Consider the following 17,498-nt stretch of genomic DNA (forward strand, 5'->3'; position numbering starts at 1 on the left):
TCCCACGCCAGCACCCCGCCCGGAGGCCGACCACCGTGGCGGTCCGTCCGGGGGACGAGGTTCCTGCGGGTGGGTGTGCGGGGGTAGTACCGGAGCGGGATGCGGCACCGGGGCGTAGTACCCCGGCGTCGTACTTCGGAGGTAGAGGAGGGTTACCTGAGAGGGAGAGGGCCCAGCCCCTCAGAGGCAGGGCCCCGGAAAGGGCTCAGCCCTCCAGCGTCCCCAGGTACAGCTTCACGTACCGGTCCACGTCCACCTCCAGAGCTACGTCCACCAGTACCCCTCCGCGGCCCTGGCCGTGGATCTCCGCCTCGCCGGGGCGCGGGCGCCGGTCGACGACCGTCTGGCCCCGGGTCGGTCCCGGTGCGAGGGAGACCTCGACCGGGAGGAGTGCCGTGGTGAGGCCCCCGGGGTCGGCGACCGCGCAGACCGCGCCCGCGTCGCCGAGGCAGCCGGTGGGGCTGGGGTCGCCGCTGGCGTCGGGGTCGCGGTGGGCCAGCAGGTCACCCGTCAGACGTAGTACCGGGTCCCCGCTCGCCCGCAGCCGGGCGATGTCGTCCCCGGGGACCAGGACCTGCCGGAAGACGTCCAGCCCGTACATCGTGAGAGGGACCCCGGCGCTCAGCAGGACCGCTGCCGCCTCCGGGTCGTGCCAGACGTTGAACTCCGAGACGGGGGTGGCGTTCCCGACCTCCACCGCGCCGCCCATGAAGACGATCCGCTCGATGTTCGCGGTCACCTCGGGGTACGTCCGCAGCAGCAGCGCGATGTTGGTGAACGGGGCCGTCGGGACCAGCGTCACCTTGCGCGGCGACGCGAGGATCTCCCGCCGCAGGAGTGACACGGCGTCCAGCTCCACAGGGGTACGGGTAGGGGGTGTGAGACCCAGGTCGCCCATGCCGTCCACGCCGTGCACGTGCTGCGCCGAGCGCGCCGGTTCGATCAGCGGGCGTTCCGCTCCCCGGGCGACCGGGATGTCCGGCGCGCCCGCCAGCTCCAGCACGGTCAGGGTGTTGCGGACGACGCCGTCCACATCCGTGTTCCCGGCGACACAGCTCACCGCCCGCAGGTCGATCGCCGGATGCCGGACGGCGAACAACAGGGCAAGGGCGTCGTCGACACCGGTGTCCACGTCCATGATCACGGGGATGGGCTGGGCGGTCATGGGACCCCTTCCGGGTGGCGGGCGGACCGGACGGCGGGCGTCACGGGCGAGCGGTCACGACAGGCGGCGGGCGCGGCGCCACCGCCGTACGGGGTGACCGCCGTACGAGATGACCGCCGCGCTTGATCGCCTGTCCCGAGCCTATGCGGTGCTGGTCAACCCCACAGGCCGGTTCTCCTCACATCCGCGCCGACGCCCGCGCCGCCCGCCCGACGCCCGCCCCCCGCCCGACGCCAGCGCCGCCCGACGTCCGCGCCGACGCCCGCGCCCGGCACCCGCGTCAGCCCCCGCGCACCCCCGAGGCGCGCCCTCACTCCCACAGCCCGGTCCCCCGCGCCGCCACCCGCCCCCCGATCCGCCGCACCAGCTCCGCCGGAGCCACCTCCCCGACCTGCCGCCCGTCCCGCAGCCGTACGGCGGCCCGCCCGGCCGACGCCTCCCGCTCGCCGATCACCGCCTGGTACGGCACCAGCCGGGCCGCCCTGATCCTGGCCCCCAGGGTCCCCTGGTCCGGCCCGGCGTACGCGACCCTGATACCTGAGGACTCCGCCTCACGTACTAGCTCCAGGGAGTGAGCCTCCTGCGCCTCGGAGACCGGGAGCACCGCGAGCTGGACCGGCGCGAGCCAGACGGGGAAGGCGCCCTTGTGCCGTTCGATCAGGTGGGCCACCGCCCGCTCGACGCTGCCGACGATGCTGCGGTGGACCATCACCGGCCGGTGCTTCGCGCCGTCGGCGCCGATGTAGGTCAGCCCGAACCGCTCGGGCTGATGGAAGTCGATCTGCACGGTCGACAGGGTCGCCTCGCGCCCCGCCGGATCGGTGATCTGTACGTCGATCTTCGGACCGTAGAACGCGGCCTCCCCCTCCGCCTCCTCGTACGCGATCCCCTCAAGCGCCTTGCGCAGCAACGCGGTTGCCCTGCTCCACAGCTCGGGACCGGCGACGTACTTGCCGCCCTCGCCGGGCAGCGAAAGACGGTAGCGGGACGCCTCGATGCCGAGGTCGTCGTACGCGCGGCGGATCAGGCGCAGCGCCGACGCCGCCTCGTCCACGGCCTGGTCGAGGGTGCAGAAGACGTGCGCGTCGTTCAGCTGGATCGCGCGCACCCGGGTCAGACCGCCGAGGACGCCGGACAGCTCGGAGCGGTACATGCCACCCAACTCGGCGATTCTCAGCGGGAGTTCGCGGTAGCTGCGGGCGCGGGAGCGGTAGATCAGGGCGTGGTGGGGGCACAGGCTCGGACGCAGGACGACGTCCTCGGAGCCGAGCCGCATCGGGGGGAACATGTCGTCGCTGTAGTGGTCCCAGTGGCCCGAGATCTCGTACAGCTCCCGTTTGCCGAGGACCGGCGAGTACACGTGCCGGTATCCGGCGCCGACCTCCAACTCCCGGACGTACTCCTCCAGTTCGTGCCGGACGACCGCCCCGTCCGGGAGCCAGTACGGCAGGCCGGCGCCGATCAGCGGGTCGGTGTCGAACAGGTCGAGTTCACGGCCGAGGCGGCGGTGGTCGTCGTACGCGGCGGCGTCCTTGTGGGCGTCCATGGGAGGGTCTCCTCGCTGGTGGGGAGGCGAGCGACCCCACGCGAAAGCCCCGGGGCACTCGCCCCGGGGCTTCGTCGATCAGCTCAGCTGTCAGCGCGCCGGGACCTGGTCCGGCGTCGTCGTGGAGGACGAACAGGCGCGCTTCATACGGGCCACGCTAGCGCGCGAGCGCGCCGCGTCTCCAGCGGTTTTACGGGTACTACACGGGTACTACCGCCGTCACGACTGCGTGCCCCGCCGGCGCCGCGTCGCCACGACCACCGCCGCGCCGCCCGCGACGAGCGCTGCCGCACCGCCGATGAGTACGCCCGTGTTGCTGTTCGCGCCGGTCTCGGCGAGGTTCCCGCCGCCGCCGTTGGGCGTGGGCGCGGCCGGGGGCGTGCTCTGGGAGGCGGAGGCGGACGGCGTGGGCGACCCGGAGGAACCGCCGTCGCTCGGCGGCGTGGACGTGACTTCCGAGGCGGACGGGGACGGCGAGGTCGAGGAGGGCGGAGTCTGGGTGCCGCCGGACGGCGGGACGGTGGCCGGGGGCTGCTCGGCGGGCGGGGTGGCCGGCGGCGTCGAGGCCGGCGGCTGCTCGGTGACGGTGCAGTCCTTCGTACCGCCGTTCCAGGCGGCGATCAGCTTGTCCTTGATGACCAGACGGTCCGGCCCCTTCGGCAACTCACCATGTTCGAAGCCGTCGTTGGCCTCCTTCTTGCCGTCGAACTTCACCGCGCCCCGGTAGAGGTCGACCTGCGCGAAGCAGCCCGCGTCCGGGACGGCGATGTCGAGCGTGTCCTTCTGGCCCTTCTTCACCGTGACGGTGTCGAAGTCGACGAAGACCTGCTCGCCGGAGGTGTTGAAGGTCGCGCCGTGCGCGAGGTAGGAGGCGAGGGAGACCGTGCAGGTGCCGCCCGCGCCGAGCACGGTGACGTGCACCTTGCCGTCGCCGGAGGGCTTGAGGCTCTGGTCGTCGACCTTCACCGAGTCGAAGAAGGTGTTTCCGTCGAGCGAGAACTGGCAGCGGTCGGCCTCGGTCTTCTCGCCCGCGCCGGTGCCGGGCCGGTACTGGCCGCCGTTGTTCCAGCCGTGCCCGCCGCCGGTGCTCGCCCACGCGCCGGACGCGGCGGCGACGGAGGCGGCACACAGGGCGAGCGACGCGACGCCCGTCCCCAGCAGGCGGCGCGCGGTGACACTTCTCGCTATGGACATGCGTATCCCATCTTGGCGCGCCGATATGACGAGCCGTCATATCGCGTACAGCCAGGGGTGGTTGGTCGGATCACGTGGCTGGTCTCTCACGACTGCCGGGCTGCGGCGGCCGGATGGACCAGGAGGGACACCCGGCGCGACCGGTCGGTGCGCCAGGGGTGCGGGAGTCATCGTGATCTTCGCCTGGGAACGCTGTCAACTCGCGTGAGGTTAACGTGAGTTAATGAAACGTCAGCCGCCCTTGTTGTTACCGCCGTTGTTGTTCCCGTTGTTCCCGCCCGGGTTCGGCGCCGCGGTGACGCCCGCGCTGGCTCCGACGATCTTGTCGATGTCGACCGGGGTCGAGGTGGCGGTCGGCGGCGGGGTGAGGACGACCATGGGCTCCCCGGGGATCGGGGGCGGCGGCGTCATGTCGGAGTCGGGCAGTTTCGGCGGAGTCGTCTGCTGGAAGATGGTCTGGTTGTAGTCGACCAGACCGGTCTGTTCCATCACCGTGATGTGGTCGAGGACGGTGTCGTTCGCCTGGTCCGCCAGCGCCCGGATCAGGGTGTTCTTGGTGGTGGAGCGGATCTTCGCGATCGTGTTGAAGATCGAACCGTGCGTCATGCGCAGGATGTTGGCGTAGTCGGTGTCGAACTTCGCGCCGTTCTCCGACTGGAGCTGGCTCACGAAACCCTGCTGCTGAGGGCTCGCCACGTTGGGCAGCGTGATGTTCAGCATCGGGGCGATCTTGCGGCAGGTGGTGTCCAGCGCGGCGTGGCCGTCGATGAGGTGCTGGCCTGCCGTGACGACGGCCGGAGAGCTGCCCTTCTGCACACCGATCTGGCCGAGGGGGTACTCCCACAGCCCCGCCGCGCGCACCTTCACCACGAAGTCGCGCTCCCCTTCGGTCAACGGCCCCCACTGGGTGTTGGCGATGATCCGGTCACCGGACTTCGAGACGGTGCTGACACCCAGCATCGATGGGTAGGCGAGTGCGGCGAGAGTCAGGCTCAGGGCACCGCCCACGAAGAGAGTTCCCATCGCGTTGCGTGAAAAGCGCACCGTGCCTCCTGCCCGGTCGGGGAGCCCGCCGCGCGAGGGCGGCGGGATCGGACGTACAGGAGTACGGACGGGAACGGTCCGCGACTCACCGGGGTGGCAAAAAGTTTCTTGGGCCGGGTTTGGGCAAACCGTGGGCGAGCACTTGCTTACCTCGGTCTTACATTCGCCGCATGCCCCCACAGCCACGCGCGCCGCAGCTGCCCGTACTGCCCTACCGGAAGCCGACCAAGGGCCGGGACTACTGGGTGATCGACGACGTCATACCTGAGGTGGACGCCGTACGGGAACGGTGCCTCGCCCACGAGGACTGGGTCAGGGGGTACCCGTACACCTCCGAGACCTGGCCGGGGCTACGGGCCATGCCGGGGCTCCGGCCCGGTGAACTCGCCCGCGTGGAACGGCTGGTGATGCGGGCGACCGGGGCGAGGAAGCTGTGGGTGCAGGAGGCGCCCGGCGGCGGCACCCTCAACCACAACTGCGTGCAGGTCGTCGGGGAGGGCGAGAGCGAGCCCCGGCCGCACACCGACTCGCGGTCGCTGTGCCGGTACGCGGCCGTCCTGTACCTCAACCCCGTAGCTCCCAAGGACTGCGGTACGGCGTTCTACCGCCAGTCCCTGCCCGGCGGCCGGCTCGGCGGCAACGTCGTCCAGGCCCCCCACAACAACCTCGTCGACGCCCTCGGCACCCGCTTCGTCGCCCCCGACGCCTTCGAGGAGGACGTACGCGTCCCCCACAAGTACAACCGCCTCCTCCTCTACAACGCCAACCTCGTGCACAGCGCGACGGGTTACTGCGGGACGACCCTGGAGGACAAGCGCATGACGGCGGTCTTCTTCTGGATGGCCTGAGCGCCCCGCAAGGAAGCCCCCTCCGGCACCCACCCCTCCCAACACCCCACTCCTCCCTCCCCTTTCACCCCTCGCGCACGTTTTCGATCCCCGTCCCCAGGCCGAGTGATACCTACGCCTCCTCGCGCCATTCACGCTCGGCAGCAGTGTGCTTACGCTGTGATGGGTGACAGGGTGGCGACGGCCGACGCGAGCACGGGGGACAGATGGGATTCGGCTTCGGACAGCGGCGGGGCGGTCAACTGCCGGTGGAACTCACGAGCTTCGTGGGCAGGGCGGAGGAACTGGCGCTGCTGCGCGACGCGTTGGGCCGCGCCAGGCTGGTGACACTGGTCGGCCCCGGCGGCGTCGGCAAGAGCCGTACGGCGCTGCGCGCGGCCGGCGCCTCGGCGGCGCGGTTCGCCGACGGCGTCCGCCTGATCGAGCTGTCGGCCCTGCGCGACCCGGAGTTGGTGCCCGCCACCCTCGCCGGCGTCCTCGAACTGCCGGAGCAGCCCGGCATGAGCCCGCTGGACGCGGTCGTCGAACACCTCCGCGACCGCCGCGTCCTGCTGGTCCTCGACACCTGCGAACACCTCGTCGACGCCTGCGCGATGCTCTGCGACATCCTCCTGCGCGAGGCCCCGAGCCTCAGCGTGCTGGCGACCAGCCGTCAGCCGCTGGACGTACCCGGTGAGCACTGCGTCCCCATCACCCCGCTGAGCAGGCAGGACGCGGTCGACCTGTTCGTGCAGCGCGCGGCGGCCGTGAACGGCGGCGTGCTCCTCGACGAGGGCGACCGCGAGCGCACCCTCGCCCTCGTCGACCGCCTCGACGGCATGCCGCTCGCCCTCGAACTCGCCGCCGTACGCCTGCGCGCGGTCCCCCTCGCGGAGCTGGTCGCACGGCTCGACCAGCGCTTCGAGGTGCTGACCGGAGGCCGCCGCACGTCCCTGACGCGCCATCAGACACTGCGGACGGCCATCGACTGGTCGTACGACCTGTGCACCCCGCACGAACGCCTGCTGTGGGCCCGACTCTCCGTGTTCGCCGGGTCGTTCGAGCTGACCTCGGCCGAACAGGTGTGCGGCGACGGCGAGTTGCCGCCCGGCGAGGTCGTGGAGGCGCTGATCGGCCTGGTGGACAAGTCCGTCGTGCAGCGCATCGGCGAGGACGGCGGGCGCTACCGCCTCCTCGACACGATCCGCGAGTACGGCGCCGGACGCCTCACCGCCGCCGACCAAGAGGCCGTGAAACAACGGCACTTCACGCACTACGAACGTCTGGTGGGCCGGTTCTGGGACGAGTTCCTCAGCCCCGCGCAGGTCGCCCTGCACCGCGCCGTCCGCGAGAACGTCGCCGACGTCCGGGCCGCCCTGGAGTACGGCTGCGCGGCGGAGGGCCGGGGCGTGGAGGCGCTGTGGCTGGCGGCGCGGCTCGGGCCGTACTGGCGGGCCGCCGGCACCCTCTCCGAGGGCCACCACTGGATCGACAAGGGTCTCGGACTCACCCCGCAGGACTGCCCCGAGCGGGCCTGGGGCCTGCTGATGACCGGCATCTTCGGGGTGTGGGCGGGCGACCTGGAGACCTCCCTCGACCGCTTCCCCCAGGCGTACGACGTGGCCCGCAGGTGCGGCGCGGAGCGGGTGGTCCTCTCCGCCGAGGGATACCTGGGAGCCATGACCGCGTTCGGTGGCGCCGTCGAACAGGGGCTCGCCGAGGTCGAGGTGGCCCGGCGGCGCATCCTCGACTCCGGGGACGGCCTCGCGATCGGCGTCATCCACTACGAAGCCGCCCTGCTGCGGGCCGTGTTCGGGGACACCAAGGGCGCGCTGGACCTGTGCGAGACGGGTATGTCCTACCTCGAAGGGTGCGGCGAACGGCAGCTGTACGCCTCGACCGTCGCCACGAAGGGGCTCATCCTCCACCTCGCCGGGGAGCACGCCGAGGCCGTCGAGTGCTTCCGCCTCGGCCTCGAAGCCGCCGCGGAGATAGGGGAGATCCTGGTCGCCGCGCTCGCCTGCCTCGGCCTGTCCTGGCACGCCGAGCAGCACCAACGCCCCGTGCGCGCCTGCTGGTTGATGGGGTACGCCGAACACGCCCGGCGCCTCGGCGGCGACCCCGTCACGCTCCTGCCGCGCCTGCTGGAGGAGCAGGAGGCCGTCCAGAAGTCGGTGCGGGCCGCCCTCGGGAGCGAGGCGTTCGAGCGCTGGCGGGAGATCGGGGCGCGGCTGTCGGGGCGCGAGGTGCTGGAGGCGGTCCGCGCGGACGCCGACGTACCCCTCCCCGCCGATCCCCCCGCCGACCGTCGTACCCCCCATACCCGTCATACCCTCGACGGCCACCGCTCCCTGGACGCCCTCACCCGCCGGGAGCGCGAGGTCGCCACCCTGGTCGCCCAGGGCCTGTCCAACCGGGAGATCGCCGAACGCCTCGTCATCTCCAAGCGGACCGTGGACGCGCACGTCGAGCACATCCTGGCGAAGCTCGGCATCACGTCGAGGACGGAGATCCCGACGACCGTCGGACCCTGAGGACTACGGGTATGACGAGGCGGGTCCACTAGGGGTACGTACGCATACGGCAATCCGCCCCGACCGGCGGCTAGGTGTACGGATCTTCCCGCCCCGGACTGCGCCCGCGCCCTCCGGTACGGGAGTCTGGTCGTGCCGCCCCGGGGACGGGAGGCGCCGGGTCGGACAGGCTGGACCCCCACGGCCACTGTCATGGCATGGCACCCGGCACCGCGCCTCCCCTCGGCGGCGACAAGCGGGGCTGCCCCTGGTCGGCGGGGCAGCCCCACCCCGGCGCCGCCCGACGGGAGCACACCGGCCTCCCGTTCGGCGGCGCCGTACGTCACCCGTACGGCACGCCGTCCCACTCAACGGCGTTGATACAGCAGGGGAGTTGGGCAACTCGCCTACTTCTTGCGGAACTTGGCCGTCAGGGTGTGGTGATGGCCGTCGGTGAAGCTGACGAGGGCCTCGCCGCCGGGGCTGCCCGCGTACGGCTTCCCGTCGAGCAACCACCCTGCCAGGACATGGTCCTTGGCGGGCTTCGCGGTCACGATCGCGGTGTCGCCGGCGGCGTACTTGCCGGGGCGGGACGCCGTGAGCGTGCCGTGGCCGTGCGGGCAGAGTCCGAGGGTGTACTGCTGCCGGGCGAAGACCGCTTCCAGACCCTGGTCCGTCTCGCCGACCCGGACGCCGACGAGCGAGAGGTCACCCGCGTGCGAGCCGCCGCTCAGCTTCCACCCGGCGAAGCTCCAGCCCGCCGAGGGGACGGCCTCGTACAGCAACTCGGCGCCCACGAGGAGGTCTTCGGCGGCGCGGGACTTCTTCGTCGCCCTCGCCCTGACCATCCCGCTGCCGGACTTCTTCGTCGTCACCTTCGCCGTGGGCGTCGCACCCTTCTTGAACACCGCTTGCAGCGTACGGTCGTTGGCGGTCGTGACCGCGAACCGCGTCGCCTTGGACGCCTGTTGCTTGCCGTCGAGCATCCAGTGGTCGAAGACGTACCCCTTGGCGGGGGTCGCCGTGAAATAGACCGTCGCACCCTGCGCGTACGGGCCCGGCGTCCCGGGCGTGACCGTGCCGGAGGCGGCCGGGGAGACGGACGCGGTGACGCCGCACAGCGAGTCGTCCGTGACGGCCTTGCGGTACGCCGCGACCGCCTTGCCGTTGGTGCCGAGGACGGCCGCCGAGTCCGCCGAGTCGATCTGCGTCATCGGCTTGCCGAGCATCAACCCCCGGTATTTCTGATGGGAGTTGGAGAACCGGTTGACCCGCCCGCAGGCGCCCTTCGTCGCCGTGCGGCAGCTCGATTCGTACGCCATCAGCGTCGAGAACTCGCCCTTCGCGGGGAAGTAGCCGCTCGCCCCGTTGTCGGGCTGCTTCGGGTCGGTCGTCCAGTCGTGGTTGGAGCCGAGGTTGTGGCCGATCTCGTGGCCGAAGGAGTAACTCGCGATCGCCGACTGGGCGACGACCGTGTACGTCCACTCCGACCAGGACGGCCCCGGCGGCGCCGGAATGTATCCGATGCCGCCCGCCGCCGTGCCCCCGGCGATCACGCTGACCTGGTCCGCGCCGTACTTGTCGCGCAGCGCGGGCAGCGTGTCGGCGACCCCGTCGCCCTTCTTCGCGAACGCGGCCAGCGAGGCGCTGGACACCGTGTCGTACGCCGCCGGCACGTCGACCGGCGTCGTGAACACCAGCCGCAGCCGGACCTTGATGCCGCTCACCGCGAACGCCTCGTTGGCCAGCGAGACCCCCTTCACGACCTGCGCGCGGATCTGGGCCTCACCGCCCGCCTCGGCCCTGGCCTTCGGGGTGTAGGCGACCAGCGTGTCCACGGTCGCGATGCCCGCGCCGCCCTTGCACTTCGCCCTGGGCGCCTTGCGGGCCCGAACTCCCGGTCCGGGCAAGGGGGTTGCGCCACGGGGCGGGACGGCGTGGGGCTCGTGCTCGTCGACCAGGGGCGTCGTCTCGGAGATCAGGACCTTCCCGGGGCCGATCGCGCTGATGTCGAACAGGGCGCCGCCCAGGGCGAACTGGGCGCCCAGGTACTCGTTGCCCGGCTTGGTGTCGCAGCCGCCGGCCAGGGTGACGAGGACCGTCTGGTCCGTGGTGCCGGGGACCTCGCCGTGCCAGACGAGGTTCCCGTCGACCGTCTCGCGGCCGGTCTCCACGGCTTTCACGAGGACGTCGCCGAAGAGCGGGAAACGGACCTCGCGGCCCGGCCGCGGCGGCTCGCAGATCGGCGCGAGGCCGCTGTCCCGGACGGTGCCGGTGCGTTGGCGCACGGCGGTGCCGGGGGTGCCGGGGGTGGAGGAGGTGGAGGAGGCGGCCCGGGGGGTGGTGGTACGGGGGGTACCGGGGACCTCGGGGGTGAAGGCGTCCGCAGGGTCGGCAGCCACCCCTGTCACCCCGGCCGCCGTATCCGCCGTAGCTCCGAAGGTTGATGAGACCTGAGAGCTACGCCCCTGCGCGGAGGCCGGCGTGAGACCCGCCGCGCCGAGTGCCACGGCGCCCAGAGCCGCACAGGCCGCCCAGCGGCGGGCCCGTACCCCGGAGGCATCGGGCCGTACCCCGGAAGTATCGGGTCGTACCCCGGAAGTACGGGGTCTGAGTCGGATCGGACGGATGGTCATGCACTGCCTTCCTGATCGCCCCCGGACGCTGTCCCGCTCCCCTCCCCCGGAGGTGTGACCGGTCCCGCGGGCGCCCCGCGCGCACGGCTCCCCGGAATCACCCGTGAGTGATCCTCGCGTTCACCCGTCAGGCCGGGGGAAATCGCGCACCCGTGCGGCTCAGCCTCCGGAGTGGCGGAGCGGGGCCGCGCGGAGCGGACTTGATCATCGCCGTATGCGTACAAAACGACGGCTCGCCGTCCTCGGCTCGCTCTCCTGTTCGGCCCTGATGATGACGGGCCCCGCCTTCGCCGAGGCCGCCGCCTGCACCGCGCCCCAGGGCAACTGGACCGGCTTCCAGCTGAACGGCGCCCACACCAGCGTCAGCGCGCAGTGGAAGGTCCCGACCGCCGACTGCACCTCGGTGACCGGCAACCCGAACGGCCTCACCGACCAGTGGGTGGGCTTCGGCAGCGGCGACAGTTGGAAGGACCCGCTGAACCAGATCGGCACGAGCGTCGAGTGCGCCGGCGGGAAGGCGACGTACTACGCCTGGTGGGAGCAGTTCCCGGCGAACTTCGTCTACGCCAAGCGCGCGGTCGGCCCCGGCGACGTCATCCAGGCGAGCATCAGGACGCCGAAGAACTCGCAGGACTACGAGATGTACATCAAGAACGTCACCCGCAACTGGTGGCAGACCGTCCACGTCACCGGCCCGCCCACCGGCACCCAGGTCGAGGTCGTCACCGAGATCCACGACTGGGGCGCGGCCGTCACCAACGGCGTCCGCTACGACAACGTCCTCGTCGACGGGAAGCCGTTCACGAACTTCTCCAAGGAGTACTACCTGTACTCCGCCCAGTTCGGCGGCGTCTGCGTCAACACGACGACCAGCGGTACGAGCACGCTGCTGACGCCGACGAAGAAGACCCAGATGCGGGCGGTGGCCCGCGACGCGGTGATCCACCCGGGCTGACCCCCTACCGGAGAGTTACCCGGGTAGACCCCGGGAAGTACGCCCCGCGCCGTCCTCGCGCGGGGCGTCCCTCCGGAGAGCTACCGCACTACCCGTACCGACTTCCGCTTCAGCCACGGCAGCGGCGGCACCGCCGACCCCAGGTACGGGGTGATCCGCACCTCGAAGTGCAGATGCGGCCCGGTCACGTTGCCGGACGCCCCCGACAGCCCGATGCGCTGCCCGGCGGCCACCCGCTGGCCCTTGCGGACGTCGATGCGCGAGAGGTGGGCGTACTGCGTGAAGTAGCCGTCCCGGTGGCGGACCAGGATCTGGTTGCCGAAGCCGTCACCGCAGGTGGTGACGCGGATCTCGCCCGCGCCGACCGCGTACACGGGCGTACCCGTGCCGACCGCGAAGTCCTGCCCGGTGTGCCGGTTCTGCCAGCGGCTGCCCCGCGCGGCGTACCCGGCGGAGAGCCAGTAGCCACGGGCCGGCGCCGTCCACCGGGAGACCGTGCGCGGCGCGACCGTCGCGCGTCCCCGGGGACACCCCGCGCCCTTCCCCGAGGGGTTGACCGCCACGGGGTCGCCGAGGGCGCGCTCGTGCGCCCGCAGCATGTTCCACAACCGGTTGCGGAGCGTCGTACGGCGGCGCTCGGCGGCCCGGATCCGCTGCGGCGCCGCGTCCGCCCGGCGCAGCGAGTCGACCTGGGCGCGCGCCCGTTCGTGCTCCTGGACGAGGCGTGCGGCGCGGTCGCGGAAGGGCTCGCCGGCTCCGGCGGGCGCGGCGGTGAGGGCGACCAGCAGGACCGCTCCGAGCGCGGCGCCGAGGCGGTGGGAACGCATGCGCTGTTTTCGTAGCATTATCGGATCATCTAGGCCGGATGGAGCTCCTGAGAGGTACGACAGACGGGTTGCCCGGCCGTTCCCCCGGATGGCGTCATACCCGTGACCCAAGCGGGCGTGATCATCGGAATGTCGGGCCCGGCCCGCGCACGGCCCGTGCTGGCATGACCCCGTGCCCGTACGGAAAGGACCCCCCACCGTGACCTCTGGTCTGCGCCTGTCCCGGATCGCCCTCGTCCCGGCCGCCGTCTGCCTCGCCCTGCTCCAGCCGGTCACCGCCGCGGTCGCCGACGGCCCCGACAAGGAGGCCGGGGAGAAGGCGGCGCCCCCGATGTCCATCGAGATCTCGGACGGCGTCGACAAGGCGGCGGCCGGCGACAAGCTCGCCTACCGGATCATCGTCCACAACCAGGGCGGCGAGGCCCTCGGCAACCTCCGTATCGAGCAGCGCGTCCCCGAGACCGCCGGGCGCCCCGAGGCGTCCGAGGGCGGCCAGGTCGGCAAGAGCGGCGTCATCACCTGGACCGCCGACGTCAAGGCCCGTACGAAGGCCGAGTTCACCGCCCGCATCGAACTCGGGAAGACCGACAAGAAGGCCCTGCGCGCGGCCAGCACCGCCTGCGCCTACCTCGACGGCGCCAAGGCCCCCACCGTCTGCGCCAGCGACCTCGACACCCTCCCCGGCGGCGCGTCCGGCCCCGAGGGCGTCACCGCCGAGCAGAAGGCCGACGGCCTCGGTACGACCCAACTCGCGCTCGGCGGCGCGGCCGTGGCGGGCATCGCGGCGCTGTCCTTCATGGCCGTACGGCGGCGGCGCGGCAACGCGAGCTGACGTCAGGCGATATGACGCCCCGTCATCTCACGCAGCCCCCTCCCGAGTTGCCCAAGAGGCTTACTCCGGAGGGGGTTCACTTCTTCTTGCCCATCAACGCCTTGTACACGGCGGACGACCTGGGGTTCGACCGGCACCGCCACACCCCGTGCGGGCAGTAGTCGCTGATCGTCTGGTACAGCGGCCTCTGCCGGGCCATCCACGTCAACATGCCCCGCATGTAAGCCGAGTTGTCGCCGTTCTCGTACAGCCCCCACTCCGGGAACGCGATCGGCTTGCGGTGCGCGCGGGCGAAGCGGACGTGCGCCCTGAGCCCGTACGGCTCGTTCAGCTGCGCCGTGAACGGCATGCCGCGCGGCGCGTCGTAGGCGTCCATGCCGATGACGTCGACGTGCCGGTCGCCGGGGTAGCAGCGGGGCCAAGGGATCGCGTCCCGGCCCCTGTTGGGGGTGAACTCGAAGCGGAACCGCTGCCCGGGCACCGACCGCATCGCGTTCACGATCCGCACCCAGTACTTCTTCCACGCCGCCGGGTCCGGGCCGCAACGGTGCGTGTACGTGATGCCGTTCATCTCCCAGCCGAGCACGAGCACCGTGTCGCGCAGGCCGAGGGAGACCAGCCGGCGGGCCAGCGCGCGGAAGTGCGCGTCGTACAACCCCCTTGCCCCTTTGCGGAGTTCGGCGCGGACCGTCGCGTCGGGGAGGTGGGCCTCGTTGCGTTCCAGGAGCGGGACGTTGAGGACGAAGAGGCGGTCCTTGCGGGCCGCCCGCCACTTCGCCCAGTGCGCCAAGTACCCGGGCGCGCCTTCGATGTTGCTCCACCGGTCGCCCGGCAGATAGGCGTGCCCGACGGTCGGGGCCGAGCGCCCCAGCCACGTGCCGAGCCCGGCGAGGCGCGCGATGCCGTCGGTGCCGTAGCCGACGTACGCGCCGAACTTCACCGAGCGCGGGGACGGCGCCCCCGACAGCGCCGGGCGCGCGTCCGTGCCGTGCGGCAGCGGCAGGCAGGACTGGCCCGCGAGCAGCAGCAGGGCCAGCAGCGGAAGGAAGAGGACACGCACACGAGACGACACAGCGTGCCATCATCGCCGCGCACACCCCCGCGCGCGCCCCAACTCGCCCTCGGACCACTCGTATCGGGGATTTCCTGTCGTACATTTCCCCGAATCCCCACGGCGTTCCGCCGCCCCCCGAGGCTCCTTACGACGCCGGCGCGCGCGTCAGGTACACGTCCACGGCGTCCTCGTGGTCCAGGACGAAGCCGTGCCGTTCGTAGAGGCGGCGGGCGGGGCTGCCCTGGAGGACGTTGAGGTGGACCGTGCGCGTCGTGCGGGCCAGCGTCTCGCGCAGGACGCCGCCGCCGATGCCCCTGCCGTGCAGGTCGGGGACGAGGTAGAAGTGCTCCAGCCAGTCGCCCTCGGGCGCCCGGCGCAGGGCCACGCAGCCCACCGTGACCCCGTCCACCTCGATGATCCTCGTGTGCGCCGGGTCGTACGCGTCCCGCATTCGTTGACGCACCCGGTGCTCGTCGTACCGGCCCAGGCGCTCCAGGTCCGGGCGCATCGCGCTCGCCCTGATGTCGAGCAGGGGTTCGAGGTCGGCGGGGGTTGCCGGGCGGGTGGTCCACTTTTCGGTCATGGCGAAAATCGTACGAGGTGGCTCTGGTGGGGGAGGGGTATTACCGGGGTACTACTGGGGTGCTGACGTGGGGGTTTCCTGGGCGTCCGGGGTTTCCGGCGGGGGGACCGGGGCGCCCGGGAGGGTCAGCCTCGCCATCGTGCCGCCGCCGTGGGCCCGGGTCAGGGTGACCTCGCCGCCCGCCTGCTGGACCGTGCGGGCCACGATCGACAGGCCCAGTCCTGAACCCGGGAGCGCGCGGGCCGACGGGGAGCGCCAGAAGCGGTCGAAGACGTGCGGGAGTTCATCCTCCGCGATGCCGGGGCCGTGGTCCCGTACGGTCAACGTGCCGTTCGTCAGGGCGACTTCGATCGTCCCGCCCTCGGGGCTGAACTTCACCGCGTTGTCGAGGATGTTGACCACCGCGCGCTCCAGCGCCGCCGGTTCCGCCCTCGTGAACCACGGTTCCAGGGTCGCCGTGATCGTCAGCTCCGGGCCCCTCAGGCGGGCTCGGCGCAGGGCGTGTTCCACCGTGTCCTCCAGCGAGACCACCTGGACGCGCTCACCCCGCTGCCCCTCCGACCTCGACAGCTCCTGCAAGTCCCCGATCAGCGCCGCCAGTTCGGTCATCTGCGCCTTCACCGACGCGAGCAGCGCCTTGCGGTCCGCCTCCGGGATGGGGCGGCCCGTCTCCTCGCTGCGGGTGAGGAGTTCGATGTTCGTCCGGAGGGAGGTGAGGGGGGTACGCAGCTCGTGACCCGCGTCGGCGATCAACTGCTGTTGCAGCTCACGGGAGTTGGCGAGCGAGGCGGTCATCGAGTTGAACGACCGTGACAGCCGGGCGACTTCGTCCTCCGCGTCCTCCTCCACGGGGATGCGGATGTTCAAGTCCTCGGTACGGGCCACGTGTTCGACGGCTTCGGTGAGCTTGTCGACGGGACGAAGCCCGGCACGGGCGACGAAGAGGCCGGCGGCTCCGGCGCCGAGGACTCCGATGCCGGACACCAGAAGGAGGATGAGCATCAGCTCGTTGAGGGTCTTCTGGGTGTTCTTCAGTGGGAGGGCCACGAGGAGGGCGGCACTGAAAGTCGTGTCGGTGGAGGGGTCGGTGACCGTGAAACCGGGGAGCGCGAGGACGCGTACGTCGTTGCCCTCGCTGTCGGTGCTGTTGTGGAAGATGCCCTCGCCGCCGCCCTTCTTGATGACGTCCCGGTCCGTCTGAGTGACCTTGACCGCGCCGAGGGAGTACGGCAGCACACAGGCCTTGCCGTTCGCCACGACCACCTGGAAGTAGGTGTTCGGCAGGCCGAGGCGGAAGTCCTGCGAGACCTTGGTCGTGCAGTTGTTGACCGCGCTCTCGGCCTGGTCCTGGAGCCGTGGGCTGGTCAGCGCCTTGCGCAAGTCGTTGTCGACCTGCTCGTACAGCTTCCCCTGCACCAGGAACCAGCACGTCACCGACACCGCCGCCACCGCGAACGCCACCGCCGCCGCGACCAGCATCGACAGCCTGGCCCGGATCGGCAGCGTCCGGAACCAGTGGGCGACCTTGCTCATTCGGCCCCGCCCTGGCGCAGGACGTACCCCACACCCCGGACCGTGTGGACGAGGCGGGGCTCGCCACCCGCCTCGGTCTTGCGGCGGAGGTACATGACGTACACATCAAGGGAGTTGGACGACGGCTCGAAGTCGAACCCCCACACGGCCTTGAGGATCTGCTCGCGCGTGAGGACCTGGCGCGGATGCGCCATGAACATCTCCAGCAGCGTGAACTCGGTCCGGGTCAGCTCGACTTGGCGACCGGCACGGGTGACCTCCCGGGTCGCGAGGTCCATGCGCAGGTCCGCGAACGTGAGCGCCTCGTCCTCCTCGGCGGGCCCGGAAGCCGGCGCCGCGTAGGAGCTGCGGCGCAGCAACGCCCGTACCCGCGCGAAGAGTTCGTCGAGTTCGAAGGGCTTGACGAGGTAGTCGTCGGCGCCCGCGTCGAGTCCCGTGACCCGGTCGCCGACCGTGTCGCGCGCGGTCAGCATGAGGATGGGCGTCGTGTCGCCCGCGCCCCGGATGCGGCGTGCCGCGGTGAGCCCGTCCATGCGGGGCATCTGGATGTCGAGGACGACGAGGTCGGGACGGTACGCCGCCGCCTTCTCCAGCGCGTCGGCGCCGTCCACGGCGACCTCGGTGTCGTACCCCTCGAAGGCCAGGCTGCGCTGGAGCGCTTCACGCACGGCCGGCTCGTCGTCGACGATCAGGATGCGCTGGATGTCACGGTCGCCTTCGGCGGGGCTCATGGGCTCGGTTTCCTCGGGTGCGGGGGGTTACGGCAAAGGTGGTACCTCGCCGGGGGCA

The 17,498-nt window shown here is 71.6% G+C and carries 14 protein-coding genes; 4 read left to right on the forward strand and 10 right to left on the reverse strand.

Translation table 11 applies throughout. From position 1 onward, the window contains the following. Positions 1 to 205: 205 nt before the first annotated feature. The 4 genes from PV682_RS15180 to PV682_RS15195 form a co-directional block, all read right to left on the reverse strand. Positions 206 to 1,165 carry a nucleoside hydrolase gene (locus tag PV682_RS15180; RefSeq protein WP_319729858.1) on the reverse strand — a complete coding sequence of 320 codons (960 nt, stop codon included), beginning with the start codon at positions 1,163 to 1,165 and terminating at the stop codon, positions 206 to 208. Positions 1,166 to 1,475: 310 nt separating this feature from the next. Continuing rightward, positions 1,476 to 2,711: a threonine--tRNA ligase gene (gene thrS / locus PV682_RS15185; RefSeq protein WP_319729861.1), complete on the reverse strand. Its 1,236-nt coding sequence runs from the start codon at positions 2,709 to 2,711 to the stop codon at positions 1,476 to 1,478. A gap of 219 nt (positions 2,712 to 2,930) precedes the next feature. After that, on the reverse strand, positions 2,931 to 3,905 hold the full coding sequence (locus PV682_RS15190) for an LAETG motif-containing sortase-dependent surface protein (protein WP_319729864.1): 975 nt from the start codon (positions 3,903 to 3,905) through the stop codon (positions 2,931 to 2,933). Positions 3,906 to 4,136: 231 nt separating this feature from the next. Next, positions 4,137 to 4,928: a DUF4142 domain-containing protein gene (locus tag PV682_RS15195; RefSeq protein ID WP_319730202.1), complete on the reverse strand. Its 792-nt coding sequence runs from the start codon at positions 4,926 to 4,928 to the stop codon at positions 4,137 to 4,139. A gap of 191 nt (positions 4,929 to 5,119) precedes the next feature. Between PV682_RS15195 and PV682_RS15200 the strand changes: the two genes are divergently transcribed. Together PV682_RS15200 and PV682_RS15205 are read left to right on the forward strand one after the other, a co-directional pair. Beyond that, positions 5,120 to 5,797, forward strand: coding sequence for a DUF6445 family protein (locus PV682_RS15200; protein WP_319729867.1), 678 nt, complete (start codon positions 5,120 to 5,122; stop codon positions 5,795 to 5,797). A gap of 206 nt (positions 5,798 to 6,003) precedes the next feature. After that, positions 6,004 to 8,310, forward strand: a complete 2,307-nt coding sequence (locus PV682_RS15205) for a LuxR C-terminal-related transcriptional regulator (protein WP_319729870.1) — start codon at positions 6,004 to 6,006, stop codon at positions 8,308 to 8,310. A gap of 386 nt (positions 8,311 to 8,696) precedes the next feature. Here PV682_RS15205 and PV682_RS15210 read toward each other — a convergent pair whose 3' ends face one another. Then, complete coding sequence (locus PV682_RS15210) at positions 8,697 to 10,691, reverse strand: InlB B-repeat-containing protein (RefSeq protein ID WP_319729872.1); 1,995 nt, start codon at positions 10,689 to 10,691, stop codon at positions 8,697 to 8,699. 448 nt (positions 10,692 to 11,139) lie between these two features. On the opposite strand from PV682_RS15210, the gene PV682_RS15215 reads away from it, so the two are divergent. Beyond that, entirely contained in the window at positions 11,140 to 11,880 is a 741-nt protein-coding gene (locus PV682_RS15215) for a G1 family glutamic endopeptidase (RefSeq protein ID WP_319729874.1), read from the forward strand. Positions 11,881 to 11,960: 80 nt separating this feature from the next. On the opposite strand, the gene PV682_RS15220 is transcribed toward PV682_RS15215, so the two are convergent. Beyond that, on the reverse strand, positions 11,961 to 12,707 hold the full coding sequence (locus PV682_RS15220; RefSeq protein WP_319729877.1) for a M23 family metallopeptidase: 747 nt from the start codon (positions 12,705 to 12,707) through the stop codon (positions 11,961 to 11,963). Positions 12,708 to 12,906: 199 nt separating this feature from the next. Here PV682_RS15220 and PV682_RS15225 point away from each other — a divergent pair, with 199 nt between their 5' ends. Then, positions 12,907 to 13,539: a hypothetical protein gene (locus PV682_RS15225; protein WP_319729880.1), complete on the forward strand. Its 633-nt coding sequence runs from the start codon at positions 12,907 to 12,909 to the stop codon at positions 13,537 to 13,539. Between the two features lie 76 nt (positions 13,540 to 13,615). Here the strand turns inward: PV682_RS15225 and PV682_RS15230 are convergent, their stop codons facing one another. The 4 genes from PV682_RS15230 to PV682_RS15245 all read right to left on the reverse strand — a co-directional run bounded on the left by PV682_RS15230 (position 13,616) and on the right by PV682_RS15245 (position 17,440). After that, entirely contained in the window at positions 13,616 to 14,611 is a 996-nt protein-coding gene (locus tag PV682_RS15230; RefSeq protein WP_319729882.1) for a glycoside hydrolase family 26 protein, read from the reverse strand. A 127-nt stretch (positions 14,612 to 14,738) separates the two neighbouring features. After that, positions 14,739 to 15,176, reverse strand: coding sequence for a GNAT family N-acetyltransferase (locus tag PV682_RS15235; RefSeq protein WP_319729884.1), 438 nt, complete (start codon positions 15,174 to 15,176; stop codon positions 14,739 to 14,741). A 51-nt stretch (positions 15,177 to 15,227) separates the two neighbouring features. Then, positions 15,228 to 16,709: a sensor histidine kinase gene (locus PV682_RS15240; RefSeq protein ID WP_319729887.1), complete on the reverse strand. Its 1,482-nt coding sequence runs from the start codon at positions 16,707 to 16,709 to the stop codon at positions 15,228 to 15,230. Beyond that, a complete protein-coding gene (locus tag PV682_RS15245; protein WP_109362385.1) occupies positions 16,706 to 17,440 on the reverse strand; it encodes a response regulator transcription factor in 735 nt (244 codons plus the stop codon). Before PV682_RS15245 ends, PV682_RS15240 begins: the two co-directional genes overlap by 4 nt. Positions 17,441 to 17,498 lie beyond the last annotated feature (58 nt).

The sequence above is a fragment of the Streptomyces niveiscabiei genome (genome assembly GCF_033794345.1).
GTDB lineage: Bacteria > Actinomycetota > Actinomycetes > Streptomycetales > Streptomycetaceae > Streptomyces > Streptomyces niveiscabiei.